At 52.6% G+C, this 21,433-nt stretch carries 24 protein-coding genes; 12 read left to right on the forward strand and 12 right to left on the reverse strand.

Annotation, left to right across the window (positions count from 1 at the left end):
- Both K5E40_RS29715 and K5E40_RS29720 read left to right on the forward strand, forming a co-directional pair.
- The coding region (locus K5E40_RS29715; RefSeq protein WP_221733802.1) for an IS3 family transposase at positions 1 to 133 on the forward strand (133 nt) is incomplete at its 5' end.
- Between the two features lie 145 nt (positions 134 to 278).
- Complete coding sequence (locus K5E40_RS29720; protein ID WP_078465772.1) at positions 279 to 683, forward strand: response regulator; 405 nt, start codon at positions 279 to 281, stop codon at positions 681 to 683.
- 98 nt (positions 684 to 781) lie between these two features.
- Here the strand turns inward: K5E40_RS29720 and K5E40_RS29725 are convergent, their stop codons facing one another.
- On the reverse strand, positions 782 to 1,306 hold the full coding sequence (locus K5E40_RS29725) for a hypothetical protein (protein WP_153045946.1): 525 nt from the start codon (positions 1,304 to 1,306) through the stop codon (positions 782 to 784).
- Between the two features lie 92 nt (positions 1,307 to 1,398).
- On the opposite strand from K5E40_RS29725, the gene K5E40_RS29730 reads away from it, so the two are divergent.
- Both K5E40_RS29730 and K5E40_RS29735 read left to right on the forward strand, forming a co-directional pair.
- Positions 1,399 to 2,286: an A24 family peptidase gene (locus tag K5E40_RS29730; protein WP_078465770.1), complete on the forward strand. Its 888-nt coding sequence runs from the start codon at positions 1,399 to 1,401 to the stop codon at positions 2,284 to 2,286.
- Entirely contained in the window at positions 2,279 to 3,544 is a 1,266-nt protein-coding gene (locus K5E40_RS29735; RefSeq protein WP_233100538.1) for a tyrosine-type recombinase/integrase, read from the forward strand. Before K5E40_RS29730 ends, K5E40_RS29735 begins: the two co-directional genes overlap by 8 nt.
- 803 nt (positions 3,545 to 4,347) lie before the next feature.
- On the opposite strand, the gene K5E40_RS29740 is transcribed toward K5E40_RS29735, so the two are convergent.
- From K5E40_RS29740 to K5E40_RS29755, 4 genes are all read right to left on the reverse strand, one after another.
- Entirely contained in the window at positions 4,348 to 5,490 is a 1,143-nt protein-coding gene (locus K5E40_RS29740) for a hypothetical protein (RefSeq protein WP_221733788.1), read from the reverse strand.
- Positions 5,491 to 6,042: 552 nt separating this feature from the next.
- Complete coding sequence (locus K5E40_RS29745) at positions 6,043 to 6,471, reverse strand: hypothetical protein (protein ID WP_221733789.1); 429 nt, start codon at positions 6,469 to 6,471, stop codon at positions 6,043 to 6,045.
- A complete protein-coding gene (locus tag K5E40_RS29750) occupies positions 6,458 to 7,186 on the reverse strand; it encodes a hypothetical protein (RefSeq protein WP_169904198.1) in 729 nt (242 codons plus the stop codon). Before K5E40_RS29750 ends, K5E40_RS29745 begins: the two co-directional genes overlap by 14 nt.
- 22 nt (positions 7,187 to 7,208) lie before the next feature.
- Positions 7,209 to 8,069, reverse strand: a complete 861-nt coding sequence (locus K5E40_RS29755; RefSeq protein WP_221733790.1) for a DNA-binding protein — start codon at positions 8,067 to 8,069, stop codon at positions 7,209 to 7,211.
- 158 nt (positions 8,070 to 8,227) lie between these two features.
- Here K5E40_RS29755 and K5E40_RS29760 point away from each other — a divergent pair, with 158 nt between their 5' ends.
- From K5E40_RS29760 to K5E40_RS29775, 4 genes are all read left to right on the forward strand, one after another.
- On the forward strand, positions 8,228 to 9,400 hold the full coding sequence (locus K5E40_RS29760) for a site-specific integrase (RefSeq protein ID WP_169904199.1): 1,173 nt from the start codon (positions 8,228 to 8,230) through the stop codon (positions 9,398 to 9,400).
- An 88-nt stretch (positions 9,401 to 9,488) separates the two neighbouring features.
- Positions 9,489 to 9,869 (forward strand): hypothetical protein, encoded by a 381-nt coding sequence (locus K5E40_RS29765; RefSeq protein ID WP_169904200.1) that lies wholly within the window; start codon positions 9,489 to 9,491, stop codon positions 9,867 to 9,869.
- 636 nt (positions 9,870 to 10,505) lie between these two features.
- Positions 10,506 to 11,270: a ParB N-terminal domain-containing protein gene (locus K5E40_RS29770; RefSeq protein ID WP_311775990.1), complete on the forward strand. Its 765-nt coding sequence runs from the start codon at positions 10,506 to 10,508 to the stop codon at positions 11,268 to 11,270.
- A gap of 228 nt (positions 11,271 to 11,498) precedes the next feature.
- Positions 11,499 to 11,894, forward strand: a complete 396-nt coding sequence (locus K5E40_RS29775) for a hypothetical protein (RefSeq protein ID WP_169904202.1) — start codon at positions 11,499 to 11,501, stop codon at positions 11,892 to 11,894.
- 145 nt (positions 11,895 to 12,039) lie between these two features.
- Here the strand turns inward: K5E40_RS29775 and K5E40_RS29780 are convergent, their stop codons facing one another.
- From K5E40_RS29780 to K5E40_RS29795, 4 genes are all read right to left on the reverse strand, one after another.
- Positions 12,040 to 12,546 carry a hypothetical protein gene (locus K5E40_RS29780; protein WP_221733791.1) on the reverse strand — a complete coding sequence of 169 codons (507 nt, stop codon included), beginning with the start codon at positions 12,544 to 12,546 and terminating at the stop codon, positions 12,040 to 12,042.
- 97 nt (positions 12,547 to 12,643) lie between these two features.
- Positions 12,644 to 13,081 carry a hypothetical protein gene (locus K5E40_RS29785; protein WP_169904204.1) on the reverse strand — a complete coding sequence of 146 codons (438 nt, stop codon included), beginning with the start codon at positions 13,079 to 13,081 and terminating at the stop codon, positions 12,644 to 12,646.
- 485 nt (positions 13,082 to 13,566) lie between these two features.
- Positions 13,567 to 15,276: a protein-disulfide reductase DsbD domain-containing protein gene (locus tag K5E40_RS29790; protein ID WP_169904205.1), complete on the reverse strand. Its 1,710-nt coding sequence runs from the start codon at positions 15,274 to 15,276 to the stop codon at positions 13,567 to 13,569.
- Between the two features lie 101 nt (positions 15,277 to 15,377).
- Positions 15,378 to 15,944, reverse strand: a complete 567-nt coding sequence (locus K5E40_RS29795; RefSeq protein WP_169904206.1) for a hypothetical protein — start codon at positions 15,942 to 15,944, stop codon at positions 15,378 to 15,380.
- Between the two features lie 308 nt (positions 15,945 to 16,252).
- Here K5E40_RS29795 and K5E40_RS29800 point away from each other — a divergent pair, with 308 nt between their 5' ends.
- Entirely contained in the window at positions 16,253 to 16,735 is a 483-nt protein-coding gene (locus K5E40_RS29800; protein WP_169904207.1) for a hypothetical protein, read from the forward strand.
- Between the two features lie 30 nt (positions 16,736 to 16,765).
- On the opposite strand, the gene K5E40_RS29805 is transcribed toward K5E40_RS29800, so the two are convergent.
- Positions 16,766 to 17,581 carry a hypothetical protein gene (locus K5E40_RS29805; protein ID WP_221733792.1) on the reverse strand — a complete coding sequence of 272 codons (816 nt, stop codon included), beginning with the start codon at positions 17,579 to 17,581 and terminating at the stop codon, positions 16,766 to 16,768.
- Positions 17,582 to 17,754: 173 nt separating this feature from the next.
- On the opposite strand from K5E40_RS29805, the gene K5E40_RS29810 reads away from it, so the two are divergent.
- From K5E40_RS29810 to K5E40_RS29820, 3 genes are all read left to right on the forward strand, one after another.
- Complete coding sequence (locus K5E40_RS29810) at positions 17,755 to 17,991, forward strand: hypothetical protein (protein WP_078465749.1); 237 nt, start codon at positions 17,755 to 17,757, stop codon at positions 17,989 to 17,991.
- Between the two features lie 11 nt (positions 17,992 to 18,002).
- On the forward strand, positions 18,003 to 18,806 hold the full coding sequence (locus tag K5E40_RS29815; protein ID WP_186353504.1) for a M48 family metallopeptidase: 804 nt from the start codon (positions 18,003 to 18,005) through the stop codon (positions 18,804 to 18,806).
- Between the two features lie 559 nt (positions 18,807 to 19,365).
- Positions 19,366 to 20,106, forward strand: a complete 741-nt coding sequence (locus K5E40_RS29820; RefSeq protein ID WP_169904209.1) for a TonB C-terminal domain-containing protein — start codon at positions 19,366 to 19,368, stop codon at positions 20,104 to 20,106.
- Positions 20,107 to 20,156: 50 nt separating this feature from the next.
- Here the strand turns inward: K5E40_RS29820 and K5E40_RS29825 are convergent, their stop codons facing one another.
- Together K5E40_RS29825 and K5E40_RS29830 are read right to left on the reverse strand one after the other, a co-directional pair.
- Complete coding sequence (locus tag K5E40_RS29825) at positions 20,157 to 20,624, reverse strand: hypothetical protein (RefSeq protein ID WP_078465746.1); 468 nt, start codon at positions 20,622 to 20,624, stop codon at positions 20,157 to 20,159.
- Between the two features lie 4 nt (positions 20,625 to 20,628).
- A complete protein-coding gene (locus K5E40_RS29830; protein WP_078465745.1) occupies positions 20,629 to 21,330 on the reverse strand; it encodes an ERCC4 domain-containing protein in 702 nt (233 codons plus the stop codon).
- Between the last annotated feature and the right edge of the window lie 103 nt (positions 21,331 to 21,433).

Here is a 21,433-nt window from a genome sequence, read left to right on the forward strand (position 1 = left end):
TGAAGAAGCCCGAAGTGATATTTTCGATTACATCGAGATGTTCTATAACCCTAAACGCCGACACAGCAGTGCTATGCAGCTGTCTCCAGTAGAGTATGAGAAACGCTATTTCCTGAGCTTGGAGAGTGTCTAGAAAACCAGGGGCGATTCAAACAAGCAGTTGACCTATGAGCAACACTTGCGCGAACAACGTACCATTGAGCAGAAGTATTCTGCTTACTGATCCCAATGGTCTCCTTGTCCATGCCCTTCCCCTTCGTGTGATCAGGTGAAACAAAATGAGCACATTACTCATTGTCGATGATTCCCCCACCGACACTTATCTTGCTAGAAAGTGTGCAGCTGAACTTTTTGAAGAAATTCGTGCGGTGCACAACGCGGAGGGTGTGTTCCGGGAACTGGAGGAATTCAGGCCTTCTTGCGTCATCATGGACTGGACGTTGGACGACTTGATGAATGGAATATCGCTGATCGCTGAGATCCGCGACCGAAACGATGATGCTAGTGTGGTGCCAATCATCGTCTGCACAAGTCGATCAATGCCTGCAGACAAGCAGATTGCTGCTAATGCTGGCGCTTCGGCTTACATCGTCAAGCCAATTACTGCTGAGGCTCTTGCCGAAGTCTGTTCACGTCTGATCCCTGGATTTGCTGGCCCCAGCCTTCCTCGTTCCGATAAGTAACGCATCACTATGCTGCGCCTGAACAAATGGGCGCAGCTACCCTCCTCCGCCTTGCCATTCCCCACAAAATAATCAACTGTCTAAATACCTCACTATCATCAGTATTTAAACCCTTCCGGGATTTCACAGTACCCTAGTAGGGATGGTTGTACGTTGGTGCCGAAAACATGGATATCAGACATGTTCTCGACAATCTCGGGTGCTTCAATGGTTTCGAACCTAACGGCGAAAACCAGAAACTCCTGCGCGATATCCCTGCCGAGATGGGCTAAGCATGAACTGCTTTTCTTTGCGTAAGACACCGATGCTAATTGGCCAGTGCCCAAATCGAGCGATGATTTGAAACCATGCTTCAGTATTGAGAACAAATTCTTCTTTGGAGTTGCATGAAAGAAGACTAGGGTGTCCTGCTCTAATGCTCCGGCAAATAGGGAGTAATTGTTTTCTTCAGTAGGTTGGAATGATTCAAGTTTTCCGCATTCATTGTTCATGCTGGGCTTCACTCTTTCAGTTTGATTTCTAGTAATAACTGGCCAAGTATCGCGGCTAGCGCCATGGTAGGCCTGAATGGTGTTTTTCCGTTCAAAAGACTGGAAGTTAAGTGAAGCACAGGTGAATTCCATGCATAGGTTTTGAGGTGTCGAATTTTCCAAGCCCGGTAAAATCAAGGTTGCGGGTTTGATTCCGTCTCCCAACCTACCACCGGTGACACACCATGACCACGTTGCACTTATTGAAGCTCTATCCAGCAGTCTTTGCGATCCTAGTGGGGATTGTAGGCCTGATGGTCGGCAGCTTCCTCAACGTTGTTGTCTACAGGCTGCCTGTGATGATGAAGCGATCCTGGCTGCAGGATGCCCGTGCTGCCCTTCAAATGGAAGCCACTCCGACCGAGCCGTTCAACCTTGCAATGCCGAATTCCCGATGCCCATCCTGCGGCCATTCGATCAAGCCTTGGGAGAACATTCCGTTGATCAGCTGGCTCTTGTTGAGGCGAAAGTGTTCAGGCTGTCGATCGCCGATTTCGGCAAGATACCCAATAGTTGAGCTGGTGACTGCCGGCCTATCATTCGGCACGGCCTGGCACTTTGGCTATGGTGCAGAGACTTGCTTCGCGCTTCTGATGGTTTGGGGCGGAACTGCACTTTTCCTTATCGACCTCGATGAGATGCTTCTGCCTGATACGATCGTTATTCCGGGCATATGGGTTGGCTTAGCTGCCAGCTTTCTTGGGCTTTTCTCGACGCTCCAGGATGGCTTCATTGGAGCTGTCACAGGCTACCTGCTCCTTGCACTGCCGGCGTTGATCTTTCAGGCGATCACCGGCCGCCAGGGAATGGGCAACGGTGATTTTAAACTGCTCGCCCTCTTCGGGGCCTGGCTCGGCTGGCAAGCACTCCCTTTGATAATTCTCGTATCTGCCGTGGCTGCATCAATTGTCGGACTCATTGCGGGTTTAGGGGTAAAATCTCGAAGCGAGCCTTTCCCCTTTGGCCCCTTTATCATCGCCGGCGGTTTACTAGCCTTGTTCTTCGACCATGAGCTGTACACGCTTTATGGTCATGTAGCCGGCGTCAACATTGGAGCACTACTTTTTGACTAAGCGAGTAGAGGCAATTCCTCCCCGCCCCCTTTTCGATACCATTGAATCGATCCTGGGTGACTACGCCGACTTTAAAGACCTGCATCCAGACATGGCCCCTTACCTGGCTGCTTTTCCAGCCGAGATCAGTGTTGAGACCGATCTTCGTCATGCTCGAGCTTTTTTAAAGTCCTACAGCCAATCGCCGTCCACCTTCAAAAACTACCGCGGTTATCTGGAGCGTTTGATTCTCTGGAGTTGGATTGTCCAGAGCAAGTCCGTACTGGATCTGACCCGCACTGATGCTGAGGCTTTCCTCGCGTTCAACGTCGCGCCACCACAGTCATGGGTTGGTGCTTCTGCGATGCGCAGATTTGCTCCCAAGGATGGCCTGCTTATGTTCAACCCTCGGTGGCGACCTTTCGGCGTGAAGATCGAGAAAGCTGACCGCAAGAGGGCTGCTGAGGCGCATGTGAAGCCCGTCGCCAGTCAGAAGAAACAGGGATCAGGAAGCACTGATCTGATCTACTCGGTTGCGTGTTCGTTTTATGACTTCTTGCTGCAGGACGGCATGGACATCGCTAGCCCGTTCAAATCTATCAAACGGGTGAAGGGCAAGCGGGGAAAACCTAAGATCAAGGCATTGACCACGCTGCAGTGGGACTACCTTGTCGGTGAGGCCGAGACAATGGCCAATGAGGACCCCAAACACGAGCGTACTCTGTTCATCGTCGTGGCCCTCTTTGCGATGTACTTACGGGTTGGTGACTTGTCTGGCCGAGATGATTGGCTTCCGACCATGAACTCTTTTTTCAAAAGAAATGGTTCATGGTGGTTCGAGGTTGTTGGGAAGGGCAACAAGGAGCGTGAGATCACGGTTAAGGATGCCTTTATCCCCTACCTCAAGCGGTACCGTGAGAGCTTGAATATGTCGCCACTGCCGACCAAGGCCGACGATGCACCGCTGCTCTATACAAGCCATGGCCGGCCCAACCTGACTGCACGCCAGATCCGGAATATTGTTCAGCCAGTTTTCGACCGCGCTCGGTCCAGAATGCAGGCCGACGGACAGCCTGAGGACGAGTGTCAGGAATTGATGGAGGTTACCTTGCACTGGTTACGGCACACGGGCGCAACGTTCGATGCCAAATTCCGGGACGCAAAGCACCTGCAAATGGATCTGGGTCACGAAAGCCTTTCAACCACCCAGGACATTTACTACAACGCAATTAATCAGGAACGCTCCGCAAGTAACCGAGGCAGTATTCGCGGTCGATAACCTGTCTTATCAGAAGGCAGCCTCTCAGCTGCCTTACTTCACGTCTCTCCACATCCATTCAGCGAACTGTTCGTAGTTCTCGATTCTGAATGTCGAACCTGGGCTCCAGGTAAAGCCACACCGAATAAAATGGCCGTTCGACTTATCAGCTAAGGTGGCGCCCTCCCCGTGGCAGAGCGCGCCATACGACGTCGGGCCTGTAGCCATCGACTCGCTTATCGTCAAAGGGCTCGCAAGTATCATGGAGTATGAGTCAGCGTTCACCCAGTACAGTCGTTCAGCGGTCATTAACATCCCCCATATGAGGAATGCCAGCCAGGCTGCTTTGATGAGTGAGTTGACTCCTTTGGTTGTTGGCACTGTCAGAAGCTCCACGTTGGTACGACGAGGACCACCAAGCTCAGAGATCCTGCCAAGCTAGCCAGTGCAATCAAAGCCTGTTTTCGTGTCGAGGTAATGATCTTGCCGCGCTCACCTGCTAGCTTGCGCAAGTGGAAGGCTTGCAATTGAGGTGAGCTATACCCGTCGCGATCGATGGCCCTAAATACCAGGTATCTGTAGGTGTAGCGGATTGTGATACAGATGCATATTGCTAGGCAGAGAGTGCCGGGTAGGTAGAAATTCGCTGGTGAAATGAATGGCTGTACGTCGTTCATGGGGAATTGATTGCTATTTGGTAGTTGAATACGTCCATGTTACCAGTTTGAACTGCTGGTCGGCCCCTGTGCCCCGTTCGACAGGCCGGTTAAGGGGTGTAGCGCTTGTGGCCTATCCATAGCGCTACGCCCCATTGCTCTCAAGTCCTAGACGAGCTTGAAGGCTCCGAGCACTGATGCTCGTACTGATACCGCACCCACAGTTCGGTTCAGGTGCTTGGCGCATTTTTCTCTGGCTAGAGTATGCACATTGGCTAAAAGCCAGGCATCGTCTTCGGCACTCCAAGGCGTGGTGACTTTGTTGGAGTGCAGCCCGAGACTTTGTGCTTTGTGCCTGATTCTCTCTGCGAGCATACCTAGCTTTGCAGCACACCAGATCGATCCTTTCTTAGGGTAATACTCCCTCAGAATTTCGATTTCAGCGCTGGTCCATTTCCGCTTGTTGACCTCTGCCGGCCGCACTGGCAAGTAGATGAGCCCGTCGACCCATTCTTTGCCTTTGGATTCAAATAGCCGACTCAGTCCCGCCCTTGAAAACTCAGAGGTCTCGTTTTTGAGGAATCGCACTCGTTTATCGACTGCATATTCAGGTCTGTTGATCAGCTTGCCAATCTCGGCGTTGGTCTTCTTCCCAAGATTCTGTAACAGCAGCTGATCGTCGTGACCTGTCCAGCCCGGGAATATACCCAGCTGCTTTGGACGCAGACTAACAGCAGCCATTGTCCGGCCCAACTGCTCTGCTACCCAAGGAAGCGGCTCTGTTTGGAGATGCTCGAGCAGGAAAATCGTTTCCTCGCGGGTCCAGGTAACCAGTGTGTTGGCTACCTTCAAGCGTCGAGCTCTGTTAGTGGTTTGGTAGTAGGACATTCCGACGTGGTCGGCTATCTGTTCGACCGGTTGGCTATGGTAGTGCTGCTTAAGGTAGTCGTCCTTCTCCTTCGTCCAGCGTGATCTAGGTGGCAAATCAGGAACGGGTTTAAGCAGGGATTCGTGCGGAGCTATGTGGAAACTGCTCGCAGCGGCGAGAAATGATTCGGCTGCCTTTCGGAACTCTTTAGCGGACGTTACGGCCGGCGGTACAAATGGCTCGAGCAGCATTGTCTCATCAGGATCCTCATCGCCCTTTGTTGCTAAGACATGTTTTGTGGTTGCTGATTTGTCTTGAGGTTTGCCATGCAGCGCCTGCGGGGTAAGGGGCATTGGGGTCAATGGCGGGCTACTTCTTCGCTCTCTGATAACTCTTTTGTTGGGTGCATCAGATGTTCCTGCAAGGGCCAGGGTTATGGTCATAGCCTCGACATCCTGAGGTGACCTGCCAAGCAGGTCAGCTATCGAAGCGATCGACTGGTGGCCAACATATTCCTGCCGCAGGATTCGTTCATCGCCACTCGGCCAGGCAGCTCCTCTGCTTGATCGTGGCCAAGGCCCAGCACCGTTCGGGGGAACATAGATGCCTAGAGCTACTGCCAGCTCATATGTTTCCCGCAGTGAGTGTTTGGTTTGATCGGCAGCTCCCTGTATGCCCTGCAGAGGCACGCTCTGCTCCAGGGTGGTTAGATCTTCGGAAGACCATTTTGCCTTCATGCCTGCGTATCTCCAATCGCCTCGGTCGGGGCTGTCGTTTAGGGCTTTCTGCCCACGCTTATGATTATTGTGTAGCTAGGTTTTGGTATCGCAAAGTTTGGTTCTGCCTATCACCTCTTGAAAACGATAATTTGAGGCTGACTAGGAACGCTTGCAAGCGTTTGACCCTGTTGGAAAGCGTTTATCACGATTGGCTGATTGGTTGCTGCAGACATTTAAGGGCCAGGCATTGATCAGCCGCACTCGTGCCGCGCTTCATCAGTCGCGGTACTCCTCCGGGTATTCAATCCCATGCAAGAACCACAGACTTTTGGCATTGCTCTCATGAGGTGCCTGATTAAAGATGAAGGCAGGGCATTCCTCATCTGCTTTGTCGATCAGCTTAGCCACCAGATCAGCGTTGCGGCGCTGTTGCTCTGACAGCTTTGCACTCGCTTCTTCCAGTTGATCAATGCTGCACTTTTCCATAAAGCTGAAATGTTTGCCCAGGAGTCTGCAGAGAATGTCCGAGATCTGTATGGCTGGTTCATTGTGTGAAATTGCGAACCGGTAGCTTACGGGCTGGCCACCCCACACAATTTCGTTGCGCTCAAGGCTTTCCCTGACCCGCGGTTCTTCGTCAAATACGTGAACCGACCTCACGAATGTGGCAAGTCTATGGATGAAGGCTGTATCAAAACCACTCATCCTTCTCGTTGCCGCAAAGATACACCAACGTAGTAACCCTGGCAGCCTCTTGGAGAAGGTCTGAGAGCGCCATTCTTGCCATGTTTCTGAACGTGAAGCCGCCCCTGAAGAGAAATTGGCGTACAGCTTTTAGGAATTCGGGTATTCGCGCGGCAGGTACGTTCGGGTAGTCGAAGGTCTTTAGTAGCCGGAAATACCCAAGTGGTTCTAGCCTCACTATGGCGTGGAGTTCGTTTTTCAGATCGTCCCGAATGGATCTGTAGGCCTCGAACTGATCATGGTCTAGCAGCGAGTCAATCAGGTCGACTATCGACCAGTTCAAGATGCTGAAGTTAGAGAAGTGAATGTAAGCTGGCGACGCCAGAAGCCATGTGAGGAACTGCTCCAGCTTGTTGGAGCTGAGGCAGGTGATGTAACCCCCTTGGGCAAGGTGCTTTAGCTTCAACTCTTTGACTGATGGCTGAATTCTCAATTGAGCCCTCAGGTCATGAATATCAGGCAGGCTGGCCCCTGGCCCCAGCGCTACACCCCCGAGCACAAAGCAATCCAGAACCTCATGATTGAGCCCGGTTCCAGTCAAGGATAGGCTTCGGATATTGTTCGTTTCGTCGTAATACAGCGTGTAGGCCTTATTGATGTTCTTCATCAGGTCCTGCCCGGGGAATCTAAACAGGCCGGCATCGATCACTGTTTTTTCGTAGCTGTCATTGATCATGGGTCTACCTGGACGTTGATTGTCAGTCCGTTTTCTTCTGTCCTGAGGTGCTTTTCGGTGGGCGCTTCGCTCGAGGTTTTGGTGCCGCCGCAGCCTTCCTGGTCTCAATCAATTGCTGTTCCAGCGTATCAGCTCGTGCCTGGGCCGCTGCTGACTGTTCACGTGATGATGCCAGGGCGCTCTGGTTTTCCTGCAGGGTCTTCAGTGTTGATTGAAGCTTGCCATTGGCTTCCTGCAGTTGTGCAGCAACCGATTTGAGTTCCTCTCTTGCACGGTCAACTTCTCTGTGAGATCGATCCTCAACATCGCGCGTGTAGCGCTCCTGCTCAGCCCGAGTGTTTTCGGCCTGAGCCGATGCTTCTACCAGCTTCTGCTCCGCGGCCGCGAGTTTTGCACGATAGTCAGTTCGCTGCTCACGCATATCCTCTAGGTCAGCATTTCGCTGATCCAACAATACCTGCAAGTCCTTCAGTCTAGTTTCAATGGCGAGTCGTGCGGTCTGTGCTTCGTTGGTTTGAGATCTTGCGAAGGCTACGTCCTTGCAAGCCTGCTCTTCGAGGCCGGCAATTCGCTCGCGCTCCTCTGCTAGCACCTTTCGCTGGACAGACATGCCCTGCTCCACCACAGCCTCTGCCATCAGAGTGGCCTGCTTCCAGATGTCCACAAAGGCGTGCGCCACTTCAGTGGGCAAGCCTGGCAGGCGCGTCTCAGCGCGCAGCCTGGCTGACAGGCGCACCCACCACTCATCAAGCAGGGCGCCGACACGCGCCGGGCTACCGCGCCCCAGCTTTTCTCGTACCCGCTCAACCGTTGGGCGCTTACCGCCCTCCAGCACGGCGTCAGCCGCATCAAAGACTTCCTGCTCAGGTACACCTGTCGACATGGGTCAAACTCCACTATTCTATATCCGATAAGTATTGGTTAACGGACATGATGTTTCGATAAAATACGTCGCACGTATTAAATAATACGCTTTAATCAAGAGTAGCTCAAAATCTCTCAAAAATGGGCTTTTGAACGTGAAATTCGTGGAGGTTTGGAATGAAGTCGGAATTGAGGGCACCAACAACCGTGGGCGCTCTATCGCGCTTACTGCCCCTAGATAATGCGGCCGTGCTTGAGCTTGACTCGCTCAGCCAGGCATCACAGGACGCAGTTTCTGACTTTCTGAAAGCAGGGACTGCGCCCAATACGGTGCGTAGTTACCAGGGTGCGCTTACCTATTGGTCAGCGTGGCTGCAGGTCCGTTATGGGGTTGCGCTGGGGGATGGGCCAATTCCAGCGGCGGTGGCGATCCAATTCATCGTTGACCATTTGAATAGACCGCAGGATGACGGCACCTGGACGCACAACCTCCCCCCTTCGGTTGATCAGGCGCTGGTCGACGCCAAGATCAAAGCTACTTTGGGACCTCACTCTTACAACACGGTCAGCCTTCGTATGGCAGTCCTTGGCAAATGGCATGGGATGAAGGGCTGGGCTAGCCCAACTGATATCAAAGAGGTCAAAGCACTGATGCGGGATGCGCAGAAGGCTCAGGCCCGGGGCGGCATTTCGGTTCGCAAGAAGACAGCACTCGTGGCTGAGCCTTTAAAGGCAATCCTGGACACATGCTCAACTGATGGACTGCGAGGCATACGCGATCGGGCTCTACTCCTCCTAGCGTGGAGCGGCGGTGGTCGGCGCCGCTCTGAGGTTGTGGCCCTGCAGGTTTCGGACGTTCGAAGGCTTGATGCTGACACTTGGATGTATTCACTCGGGGTAACCAAGACAGATACTGCTGGCGTCCGGCGTGAGAAGCCTCTGACGGGTGCCGCCGCCCATGCTTTGACTGCTTGGCTTAGTGTTGCCCCGATTGAGAGTGGCCCGCTTTTTCGGGGGATGCTACGAGGCGGCAGGGTGGGAACAGCACCCATGACTGGTCATGAGGTAAACCGAATCCTACAGAGGCGTGCAAAGCTTGCCGGCCTAGAGGGTGATTGGGGTGCACACAGTTTACGATCAGGCTTTGTGACTGAGGCTGGGAGACAGGGTGTGCCGCTGGGTGATGTGATGGCTATGACAGAACACACCAGCATTTCGACTGTGATGGGGTATTTCCAATCCGGCAACATGCTGAACAGCGCCGCTACGACCCTGTTAGCGGGCTATGACGTCCCTGAAGTGGAGGTGGACGATTCCAGCCCCGAATCGGGTTCTCATCTTCCGCGTTGATGTCTGGTGGGGCACTATTGTAGTGATGCAGCCCTTTCCGGGTGGCACTTACTCTGGGTACGAAGCAATGGCTAAAGGGATGAGGTCTTTGAAGTGGGGAATCATAGCGGGCTTGCTTGTGCCTGGCTTCGCCTCAGCTGACTCTTCAGGCGAAGTCGGGGTGGCGCTCAGCGCTTGGGCTCCAGAAAGTGTGACGGAACAAGGAGCCCGAACCACGGTTGTGCTTGATGAGAATACGGTTACAACGCAAATCTTTACTCAGGCCATCAGTAACGGTGTCTGCGCAAGAGTTTGGCTCAAACAGGCAAGCAGTGGCTATTTGGCAGGCATCACCGAGATTGCTGTCTTCAATAGATCACAGCGGCAAGGCTTCATCCTAGAAGGCGGCAAAGAGATTTGTGATGAGTTGGGGCTTTTACCTAGTAGCAAAATTCCTGAAGCGTTAGCCGCAAAGACACGGTCGCTTTGATCTTGGCCAGATGGTGGGTGACGCTCATATTAGGTTTCCGAAGCCAGGTAATGGGTTGCTTTTCGGGGGTATAGCATTAGCCTCAAGTCGTGAAAAGATGATGTCCTACCGGTGGAAGCGAACAGCCGGAGGGAGCTACAGAGAAGACGAGGCAATGATGAATCCCGCAGAATTCAATGCGATCCTTAACACCGCAACCCCTGCTCAACAGCTGTCCCTTGAGTCGGCCCACTGGCGGTACATGACGCTCATTGGCCATGTGCGAGGTGTAGTGGATCCTGAAATTGCGTCAGGTGATCGCGAAGCTTTCCCCCGCTACTCTGTCAGCGTCGGACAGTCGCTGGCATTCTCCGAACCTGACTGTTGCCGATTCATGGTTGCAGTTACCGGCCTATCAGCAAAGTTATGTGCTGCATGGGCGGACCCTGATTTCTACAGCCTACAAAACGAAAACCACGACGCATCTATCGCGGACACCGCCTAGCAGTGCTGAATCCTGATCGTAGCGGTAAATCGTCCACGAGGATTTTCGCTCAGCCAACCCTGATGCACCTGCAAGGGATCCCAAAAATGAACGGGGTTATACTGATTTCATCCTTATGAAATTGTTTAACCAAGGCAGAGGTTCCAGTGTCTGTGATTATTCAGATCCCCCTTTCACGATTGAAATACTTCAAAGCCCTAGGCAGCCCTGCTGAACCCAATGCCCAGGTAGAGGCCATGGCCGCTGACATCAAAGTACATGGCATTCGCGAACCGCTGATTGTCAGGCCCGTTGGCGATCTATTCGAAGTCGTATGCGGCTTGGTCCGCTGGAAAGGCGCGATAGTTGGTGGACTGGAGACAATTCCTGCTGAGGTTCGACAGCTTAACGACGCTGAAGCCCTTGAGCTTTCGATCATGGATAACATGCGGCCACTCGGAGAGCTGGAGCTCCCTCATGCTGAGGTGATCGACCAGCCCATGCCGATTATTGATGTTGTCAGATATACCTCGACGGCACCCTACAAGATCGACGAGCCGCTTGGCATCGGGTTTTGCAGGCTTTTAGAAAGCGACTTCTCCCTCGAGGACGTCCAACTCCTCATGAAAGACAGTGCCGTCGACTCCAGTAACTTGGAGGTGGACCTATCCATGTTCTGGGAAGGTTTAGCGGACGGCCGGCTTCACATAGAGGGTCGAGGTGATGATTGCGGCCAGTTCATCTTGGCCTATATCGAGGACTATTTCGACGTTGAGGAGCCCGATGTTGCATTCACCGGCCCTAACATCGGGATCTGGCAGAACCTGACTGATGGAGAGCGAGAGCAAGTGGTTGCAGATGCGATTCGCCTAAACCCGATAGTTAACGCTGCTCTGTCTGTGATTTATGAGTTTCGCGACAATGATGTCAATTTATAGACGCGGAAGACTAGGCCCCCAGGGATTACGGGAGTGAACGCACTGCCAGTTGTTGCACACAGCCCCATTGCAGTAACTGGCCCTTTCCGAACTCGGTCTGCAAATAAGCACGCGGCGCTCGCAGGCGTGAAAGTGTCGTAGACCATACTTTCTGTAATTGTCTTCTGCGGGTTCTGGCACGCGCTAGAGTGGGTTGAAATGGCTCCACATTCATAGAGGAGCATCACCATGACACAAGCAGCCAACCCAGCAGCAGCTAACTTTGACCGCACGAAAGCAAAGTCGGCTGTTGAGAGCATCCAGAAGGCCATGAATGGATTGAGCACCGGTTATGAGCTTGAAATTGGGAGCGGTTCTTTTTCAGGAAGCGAACTGACTGTTCAGCTTAAAATCCGCATTCCGGGAGGCGTGAGTAAAGAGCGTACGATGCTTGAGCTGGAATGCAAGCACCGAGGCTTCGATCCTGATACGACCCTTAAATCATCGTCTTACGGCGAGTTCAACCTCGTGGGATATCATCCTCGCCGGCCGAAGTACCCTTGGACTGTCCAAATTGTAGGTGGTCAACTTTACAAGTTCACTGATGAAGCGATTACTGACGCATTTAACCGTCTGAAAAACTAATTTCATTCTGACAAGAAAAGGGAGCCTCGGCTCCCTTTTCGTCATGGATAAATCCTATTGGAGCTCCCTGTGGAGCGCAACTCTTCTCATGCGCCACGCTCCTTAAGAACAGGCGTGATGCGTATGGCATCCAGCCGACTCCCAACTAGAGTTTAAGTTTAACTTGCGGAACGATGGTGCCGTCGTTGCCGAGGTTTGAAGCCACAACTTGGATCACGTGAGAACGGAGCAACTCCTTTGCAAACTCCTCCGAAATGATTTCTGAATCGCCATTAAGCGCAACGAGGTAAGTCAGATGAGTATCCCCCGATATCTTCATGGAGTTACCGTTTTGCTGGGTTCTTCTGGTGATGATCGAAGCCTTGACGGAACAAACTGCTGCCCTGTCTGACAGCGGGTTTGCGATCATCTGGAAACCTCGTACCACCTTCTGTTCGCGCACACCATCTTTAACAGTACCGGTCCTTACTAAGTCGGAGAATACAGCGCTATGCCCGCAGAAATCTTCCAGCGCTCGCCGTGAAAAATCTTTCAAAGAAGCCGGTGGTATGACCTGGGTTTCAACTGGATCGGTATGCCAAATTGCATATCCAACGGCGATCCCTGCCGCAAGAGCCAGCACCGTTGAAGCGATGGCCATATTTCGTTTCATGTAAATTCCTATGAGGACTTGCGCCTAGTAACTGGTAATTTAGCAGCCCGTTTTAAACTGCCGAAATCAAGGGTTCAGGTGACACACCGTTCAGCTATCAGTTGAGAGTTTTGCTGTCATTACCTTTTGACACCCCGTTGAACGCTACAAACGCATAAAATGCTGTCAATGCACCTGGACCCACGTACATGACTGCTTTAGCCACAATCAAAGATATCGCCAGCAGACTATTCGCCATCTGATCCATTTGAGCATTGGCGCTTGATGTATCAAGAAAGGTATTGAAACCAACTCCAATGACCAAGACAACTGCAACAAAGAAAACTGTCATGAACCTCCAATATTTACGTGCAGGCTTCGACAGAAGTAGAAAGGCGAAGCATACGCTGAGGCAAATCATGTAGTAACGATAAGTCCATTCAGTAAATCCAATCAAATCGGCTCCGGCCCCAATTAGCTGTGTAAACAAGATTATTCCAAAAGCTACAAATACACCGCCGACCATTCCCCAAAACATCCCGACTAAAGTTTTCATATTTGTCACGCTCCTTAATGCAAAAGCGCAATATTTAAATAGATGTGATGGCGCAGAATTTAATTTGGTTTATTTCCATATTGGTTTACCGGCTATCTTCCAAGCCAGTAGAGCAGTCGGGAGGTGATGCTCTGTTTTTTGATCGCTGCCTCCCTTGTCACTCGGCGATGTTGGAAGGGAGAGTTGGCATGACTTACAAGCTGCAATCCGGCCTCGGTCAGCAGGTAGACGTCACGTTTGCATTTCAAGCAACATTTCCCCTTGGTGGCCAGGCCCCGTGTCTGAAGCGAATTAACCGTATCCAAAAAGGTATTCGATACGTGTACGGAGAGCCAGTTTCGGTTGAATTTCCACTGAATCGCACTTCCTTGTACCCAATGACCCTTTGCAAGTGATCGTAAAGCTATGAATTGATCTTTCGTGAGCCGTCCACGGGCTTCATCCTGGCTAGGAGGTTTAGATTGAAGTGTATTCATTACGCATCCTCACTTATCTGCATAATTATCGATAGCCTGCAGCGACATAGCGATCTCCTTGGCCGTGGTTACACCGACAAGCCTGGATGATTGAACCTCAACCCCACCAGAGCGATACACCTGAACAGCTGCAGGGCCCAAAAGTCCGTTTAGCTCCAATAAGCTGCGAACCGAATGGCCACCCTGACTGAGGTCGACTCGAATAGTTTTGAAAGCCCCGAGACTGTCTCTTATCAATGTAACGTGCCGCGCTGTGTCGGCAACCTGGTCGCTCCCTGGGGCCCAATTCGCTACCCACTCCACAACAGCCGGGCTTCCCGCAGTCTTAGCTTCAGCAAGGGCTATGGCCAACTGCTGTGGTGTGTTGACCACTACCCATGGCTGTTCACGGGGGGCCTCAGAGGAGATGCCTGGACCAAGGGGCTGTAAGGGTGACGTTTCGCCTTTGAGCATCCCGATCCATGCGGCGATCCCATATAACAAGACCGCAATCGCGGCGAACCTATTTAACAGCGATGGCGCTGACCCCAGTGATCCGAAAACTCCAAGTGACACGGCCAAATAAACCGCCACTACCCCATAAAGGCCCAGAGTTACCGGCCCTGGCAGCACACGTCCAAGCACCCAAATTCCGACAATGGCCAGAAGCGCGCGAACGAATACCAGTATCGCCTCATTCCACTTCCCAACTGAGGAAAGCAGTCCTCCCAATGTCGCGGCAAACATCACCAGCGGACAGCTCATACCCAATGCGATCCCGGCAAGTTGCGCTATCCCTCCAATGGGCTCACCCCCTGCCTTGAGGTACAGCATCACCGCTGCCATCGATGATGAGGTGAATGGTGTTGTGTAGATAAGGGATACTAAGCCCAGCATTACTGCGCATGGGGCGCTGGCAAAAAAAACAAAGACTCTGCTGGCGTGATTTCCATGGACATCTCGCCGGGTTTTGCCAATTGCAGTTTCCATAACAGCCAGCCCCAACAGAACTAATACTGACGGTACGAGTATCCATGCGGACTGAGCGATGGGCTGTATCTCGATGCCGGCTTCGGTTAGCGCTATAGCCGAGCTGAGGACCACAAGACCTGTCGCCATGGGTACCGTGAAAGCTAGGCCTATAGTGATGCCTCTTCGGACTGACGGTTTACCGAGTAGAAGCACAAATGCGAGTAGTGGAATTACAGGCAAAACACCTGGTGTGAGGAACAGATTCAGGCCCGCTATGAATGCGGAAACCACTGACATTGCGCTCCAGTCACTGGCGGCTGTAATCCCTGCATCCCCTTCTATACGGATGATCTGTTGATCAGGGGGATAGCAAAGACCTTTTTCGGCGCACCCTTGGAAGCCAACCCTCACGTCAAAGCCATCAGCACCATGGTTCTGAACTGGTAGGCGTACCACCAATGTGTCGTGATAAACCACCACGTTTCCAAAATAGGGATCTGCTTTGTGCTCACCCGCGGGCAGCACTGCTGCGCCTGACCGAACACCAATGCCCTGAGCTTGAAAACTCAATTTGGACTTGTACAAATAGTACCCAGGCGCTGCCAGGATGCGAATTTGTACGGAATCTGGAGTACCAGTTGCTGACACCTTGAACGCTTCATGGACTGGTAGGAAGTCTTGGTTTGATGTGAATTCAAACCCATGAGCAGGTACCAGCACCGCGAGACAGGTAAGCCCGATGATGGCAGAGATAAAGCTTCGGAACATTGAGGGCCGCACCTTCAGGAAGAGCAGCCATGTTAGATCACTTGGTTCGGGCAAGCCGCCCAAAACGGGTGGGGCTTTTCCACCTCCACTGGGACAACTGATCAGTTCAGGTTAGGGGCGCACACGAGGGCAAATGAGTAGCCGAAGTCATCGTCATGAGCGGATCCTGATGTTTTTTTCGAGTTGATCTCGTTCATTACAGAAGCGATCAGGTTGTTGATGTCAGGGAAGTTGCTATGCCGGGTACCCTGCAGGCGAACGAACAGTGCCTGCCCGGCGGTTGGTGCTTCTGGGTGAAATGCTACAGGCTCGACGAAGAACGATGGGCCTGCTACTTGTTCTTGGTACGCATACTTATGGGTTACGACCCCGTCACTACGTTCGCCTACCGTTTCGCCTTTGATGAGTTTCAGGAATACCTGGTCAAGCTCAGCAATTAAGTGCCCCAGAGTAGTCTGAGCGCTGCCATGGATCTCGATTACAACTTGCTTCAATGGGTATGCGTGATCTATCCAGCTCTGGCTTGGGCCTTGTTGCAGGTTTACGTCAATTGGTTGGATCCCTGGGTCTGAGCTATCGACTGAGGCGCCCTTGAGGAGAGCAGAATCGATATGCACTATAGGTTTGCGGGACTTAAGGCTTAGCGATTCAAAGAGTTTACGGAACATGATTGCTTTCCTGGGCGGGGGAATGAAAGGCCGGCCGTTGAGTTGACCGCCGGTCGTAGTGACGAAGAGCTCCGCCCTCGGTGGTGATGGGTTGAAGGGCAGCGGTCTTTGTTCCGGGCTGTTGGCGACCTGCTATAACCATCATTTCAACAATACCCTGCCGCCTCAACCCAAAATGACGGTACAAAATAGCGCTAGGGTTGACCTAACCCTTACCATTCCATCCATTGGGCCGTAGAGCTGGTATCGACTATTCAGTTCGCGCTGTTACCCTGCACTGAATGATCAGCCCCGCCATGGAGAGTGAGATGGCCCTTCCCGATTATTCAACCGTTTCAATTTTGAGCTACAGCCCTATCGCCGGTGTGCGGCGCGCAACTGGAGTCCCGATTAAGCTACTCAAGGATGCGGATGAGCGAAACGCTGTGTTCAGTGCAGATGCTACCCAGCTAACCTCCCTCACGAAGCAACCGGACCCCAAGCTCCGACTTGTCTTCGGGCTCTGGGCAATGGATAACGCTCCCTCGCCGGATCTGCGGGATCGAATTCCCCTTGAGGTGATGATCATTCACTACGTCCGTTCGCTGCCTACCTGGTCGATGTTGAGCAAGGCCCCTGCCCTGAATATCATCACTTTGGATTGGCCGGTTGGTGACAGCTACGAGCTCAGAGCCTTCCTGATCGGAGGGGATGCGCCTATGCCACCTGAGCAGCTCCGGTATTTCTACGAACAACAGAAAGGACTTTACCGCCCCGAGGTGGCCGATCTAATGCCCGAGGTGAAGAAGTAAGAAGGCGCGGGCGTCGGTTCAGCGCTGCGATTATTCATCAATGCTCGCGATGTGTCGGCGTTTGAGCGAGTTAAATACTCCAGCTCCGCCCTCAAAGAGAATCCCCGGCACTACTACAAGTCCCAGGCCCCCAATCATGGCAAGCGTGACAAGCCTGACGGCTCCGGTCAGCCCCATCTCAAGTGTGACCCTAATCCAGTACGTTATGAGCAGCCCTAATGATTGGAAGCTGCTCCCGAAGCTCACATATGAGGCCGCTATCTCACTAGCCGCGCCGGCGAATATTGCAGTAACTCCCAGCATCAGCGAACCCTTCAGCCCAACTCGTACATCTGCCCAGCTTGGAATGGAGTGCATGGCGATCACCAGTATTCCCAGCAGTACAGTGAAACCCACGCCGCCAGACGCAGCCATCACGACAGTGGCATTCAACGTCCTAACTGCCTCATCAACGATCCAGCCTGGATCGCCAGATATCTCAGACGGCACGCTCACAAGACCTTGGCCCTTCAGGACGTAGTGCACGATCGTCGCACCTCCGATCAAGGGTGCAACACCCTGTACTGCCATTCCCGCGTTATTGAAAATAGATCTGGGGTTGGCTGTGAATACTACGTATCCAAGGCACCCATCTGTTCTGCCAGGCGTGTAAAGCGCTACCCGTTGGACCTGCAGGCGGAACGCGATACAGGCCAACAAATGAGATAGCTCATGGACAGGGGCCCCGATCGCACCAGTTATCTGGTACGCGCGCCATGTGAAACGGCTTATGCGGCTCAGGGCGAGGTGCCATACGGTGATTGCTGCCGTGGGTATAAGGAGCAGGGATAAGAACATCTGGAGCATCAGCTATACCGCTGGATTAAGTTGGGCGTCGATCAAGTATGAGGCCATTTCGGCTCGCATCATCCCCAAAAAAGGGGTATCAAGTGCCCCAAAATGTAGCCATTCAGGTTGCGGCCGTTATTCTTGTCCTCATGGCCAAGCCCCTTTTATCTGCACGGCCCGGGAGGTAAGTGATGTTCAGCCCTATTTTTCGAGGTTTCGTCCTCAGCCAATCCCAACTTGATGCTTTGGTACCTTTGCTGAACGAAGAGATGAGCAGAGCCAGACCCCGAAGTCGGAAGGCACTCGAGGAAGCAGCTGATGCTTTGTTCCGGGCTGCTGGTTGCGAAGTGAATGAAGTCAACAACGAGCGTGCCACCCCAGAAATGATTGCCAAGGCCGATAAGCGTGACCGCGGGAGTGTGAAGTGAAAAGGATATTGATGCTCGGCCTAGCTGGCTCGCTTGCCCTTCTGGCGGGTTGCAGCGGCATTCAGACAACCAATCCAGGCGTAGTAGGCGTGGATCGAACTCAATACATGTTTGCCGGCCTTTCTCAGAATGATGTCGACACGTCATATGCCCTGTCTTACCGGGCCGGGGTGAAAAAGGCCGAGGCGTCGGGAGTCCTGATCACGAACTCTCCACTTGGCAAACATGTCCAGCAGATTGCTGTACGGCTGGTTATGCAAACACACGTCTTCCGCCCGGATGCTGAAAAGTGGGGATGGTTCGTTAACGTCATCGATGCCGACGTTGTGAACGCGAACTGCGGGCCAGGCGGAAAGATCATTGTCTATAGCGGCCTGATCAAAAGGCTCAATCTCACTGATGACGAGCTTTCGATTGCCCTAGCGCATGAAATTGGGCATGCAATACGTGAGCATGGACGGGAGCAGGCATCGCAGAATGCTGTCTTTGAACTTGCAGGAGGAGTTGGAGCGAATGTCCTGGGTGCTGGTTCGTTAGGTAAGAGCGCTATCACTAAGGCGCTGAGCACCGGGGTAGGTTTGCCATTTAGTCGACGCGACGAGGAAGAAGCCGACTTAATCGGTTTGGAGTTGGCAGCTCGTGCTGGTTTTGACCCTCGCGCAGCAATCACCCTTTGGAAGAAGATGGCAGCCGTTAGCAAGGGTTCGTCCACCCCGAATTTCCTGAGCACTCACCCGAGCGATGGCGATCGGATGAAGCTGCTCGAAGCTGCAATTCCTAAAGTGATGCCTCTCTACCAAGCTAGCCTGAAATAGCCTTGCCACATTTGCGGCCGGTCAGGCTTCATCGAGTTCATGCAATTCCGAAGCCTGGGTTTGAGTAGTCATTTCATCACCGTTCGTTAAGCTATTCATCCATACCAACTCATTCAGTTGCTGAAAGCAGCCAGGCTGCCAGCGAATTCGCGATCGTCAAATCCGCACTACAAGCTCGCCTACTCTTAGCCCCACCCATTCCTATTAAGGTTCCTTCGAATGAAAGCCCATGTCCGCAAACAGAATTCCTTCGCGAGGGTAGCCATAGCTGCGACTTACGGAATTCTGGCTGCCCTATGCGCTCTGGCATCAGATGCCTCAATCCCTACTACGATAGGGGTTGCTATGGGTATCAGCGCTGGAGTTTGGATAAAAGCACCACGGCTGTTCAAGTTATCCCGCTGACCTCCCTCTCCGCTTATACATCCCCACGACCCGAGACGTGAATTTGGTGACCCCCTTTTGAATGGAGTCATCACTGGATCACGGGGAGAATATCCAGCGCTAGGCAGCCCGCCTAGCCGCCTGAAGGCGTGAATCCCTGAAGTGATGGAGCGCTATGCGAGCCCTAATTAAAAATCTTAGCCAGGTTGAGGGCGACGCCTCAACCGTTAACGTTAAGCGGACGACACTCGTCGCCGGCGCACTTATCACCATCGTCGTTCTGATGGTCCTGGTAGTCATCGCGTTCTATGCTTCCTTCAAGGCTATGAGTGCTGCGAATGCGGTGGATGATGCCTGGCAAAGTCAACGTGAGCGGATCCTCAACATCGAGGCTAAGTCAGTGCAGGCCAGCAGTGACGCGGCCGAGGTTAAGATCAGCCAAGCAGCCATCCAGCAAAAACAGCTTGCCTCCGAAAAGAGCATTGCCAGCCTGCAGCAGTCGATCGAACAGTCACAGTCCTACCGCACAGCAAAAGCCGCGCTCGATGCTGAGCAAGAGGCCGCTGTGGCCAAAATTGAGGCTGCGAAGGCTGACGCTCAGAAGCAGGTAGAAGAAGCAGAGAAGAAGGGCGTTGAGAATTTCGACAAGATGCTTGTCGCTCGCCTTCAGAGTCGATGGATGCGTCCTGAGTCAGCCACTTCTCCCGTGTCAGTAGAGGTTCTAGTCCAATTCGCTCCAGACGGCACCATTACCAACGCACTGGTGCCGACTTCCAGCGGTTCGAAGGACGTGGACGACTCAGTGATAAAGGCTGCTGCTGATTTGGCCAAAATTCCTGAAATGGCCACGGTGAATCGTGCGATATACGTGAAATATCTTCGCCAGCGCACAGTGAAGTTCGAAGCCGGCGCGTAAGCAATTGAGGTAGGGAAAGACAAGAAGGCCCCTAAATTAGCGGGCCTTCCTTATGCAGCTGTGGGAACGAAGTTCGCGGGTATCTCGTATGCTCGTATTCCAACAGAAGTACAGTCTTCAGACTCACTACACTCATCCTCAAGCGCTGAGTCATCAAAGCCCGAGACAGCCTCAATTTTCACTTGATAAGGTTTATGGTCTGGGCCTAGCTCAACAAATACCTCTGCATCAGCGCTATATCCCGTCAGCGCCTCGATAACTGCACTTGTCAGATCGTATTCTTCTTTCGAATCCCGGAGAAACCATTCTGGGTCATCAAGCGAGCTCGCACATTTCCCGTGCTGTATCTCAAAAGCGCGAATGAGCACTGAGATCCCGGCTTTTGAACTGGCATCCGCGACCAGTCTGATGCTTTCGATCGATACACAGTACGGCTCACCGTCCTCTCCAAGGGTCACAAAAATGCAGCTATCTGCATCAAACTTGCGAAGGGTCTTAACCAAGTTTGAAATTTTCATATGATTAAACCAGTGACTTAGGTGCAGGCTGGTCAGCCAGCAGGGTTGGCTGATCGTCAGCAGACACCCCTTCGGGCAGTTCGTAGTGAATCCCTTCGAAAATTGCTTGAGCCTTTTTTGGCCCTATACCTTTTACCGCGCACAGCTCATCTATCGAGGCGTTGTTGACCCTGAAAACAGAGCGGAAATGATTGAGCAGTTTTCGGGCGGCTACAGGACCACAACCGCACTTCCCCTCTAGATCGAATAGTGCCTGGCCAATACCCGCCGGTACTTTCCCTTTGCGCATGGGAGGTTCATACCCCAGCCCTGTCTGGGCGTGTTTCGCCATTCTATAAATTATCCCCGCAGCCCGCTTCGGGCTTTTGTACCAGATGACAGTTTGACCCAAAACCACTGCAAGGTAGCTCAACGCACCATCTAGTGCGTCAGGGTGGATCTGCGATCTGACGGCAAAAATGTCGCCTTCTATCAACCAAATGACTTTCTTGAAGTTCAGCCCCATCTTGTTGGCCTGGTTGATAAACCGGCTATCTATGATGCTGGCGCAGAAATCCGCAGCCGTCTTGCGCTCGACCACTAGGTTCGCTTCCAAAACGTAATCGCCAGTTTCGAGATTCCCGGTTGCGATTTCAGCACCCAGCTCACGAAGGGCTTCGGGGATGCGCGATGGAATTTCCCGGGAGTCGACAAATATCTTGACCATTTCGGTTCCTGGTCCGGTTTAGGAGTGTCTTCAATATAACGACTGTGCCCGTTTCTGCCACTTCGAACTGCATACTGAAAAACCATCATCCCTACTGGATTCG

The sequence above is a fragment of the Pseudomonas baetica genome, assembly GCF_019733355.1.
GTDB lineage: Bacteria > Pseudomonadota > Gammaproteobacteria > Pseudomonadales > Pseudomonadaceae > Aquipseudomonas > Aquipseudomonas baetica_A.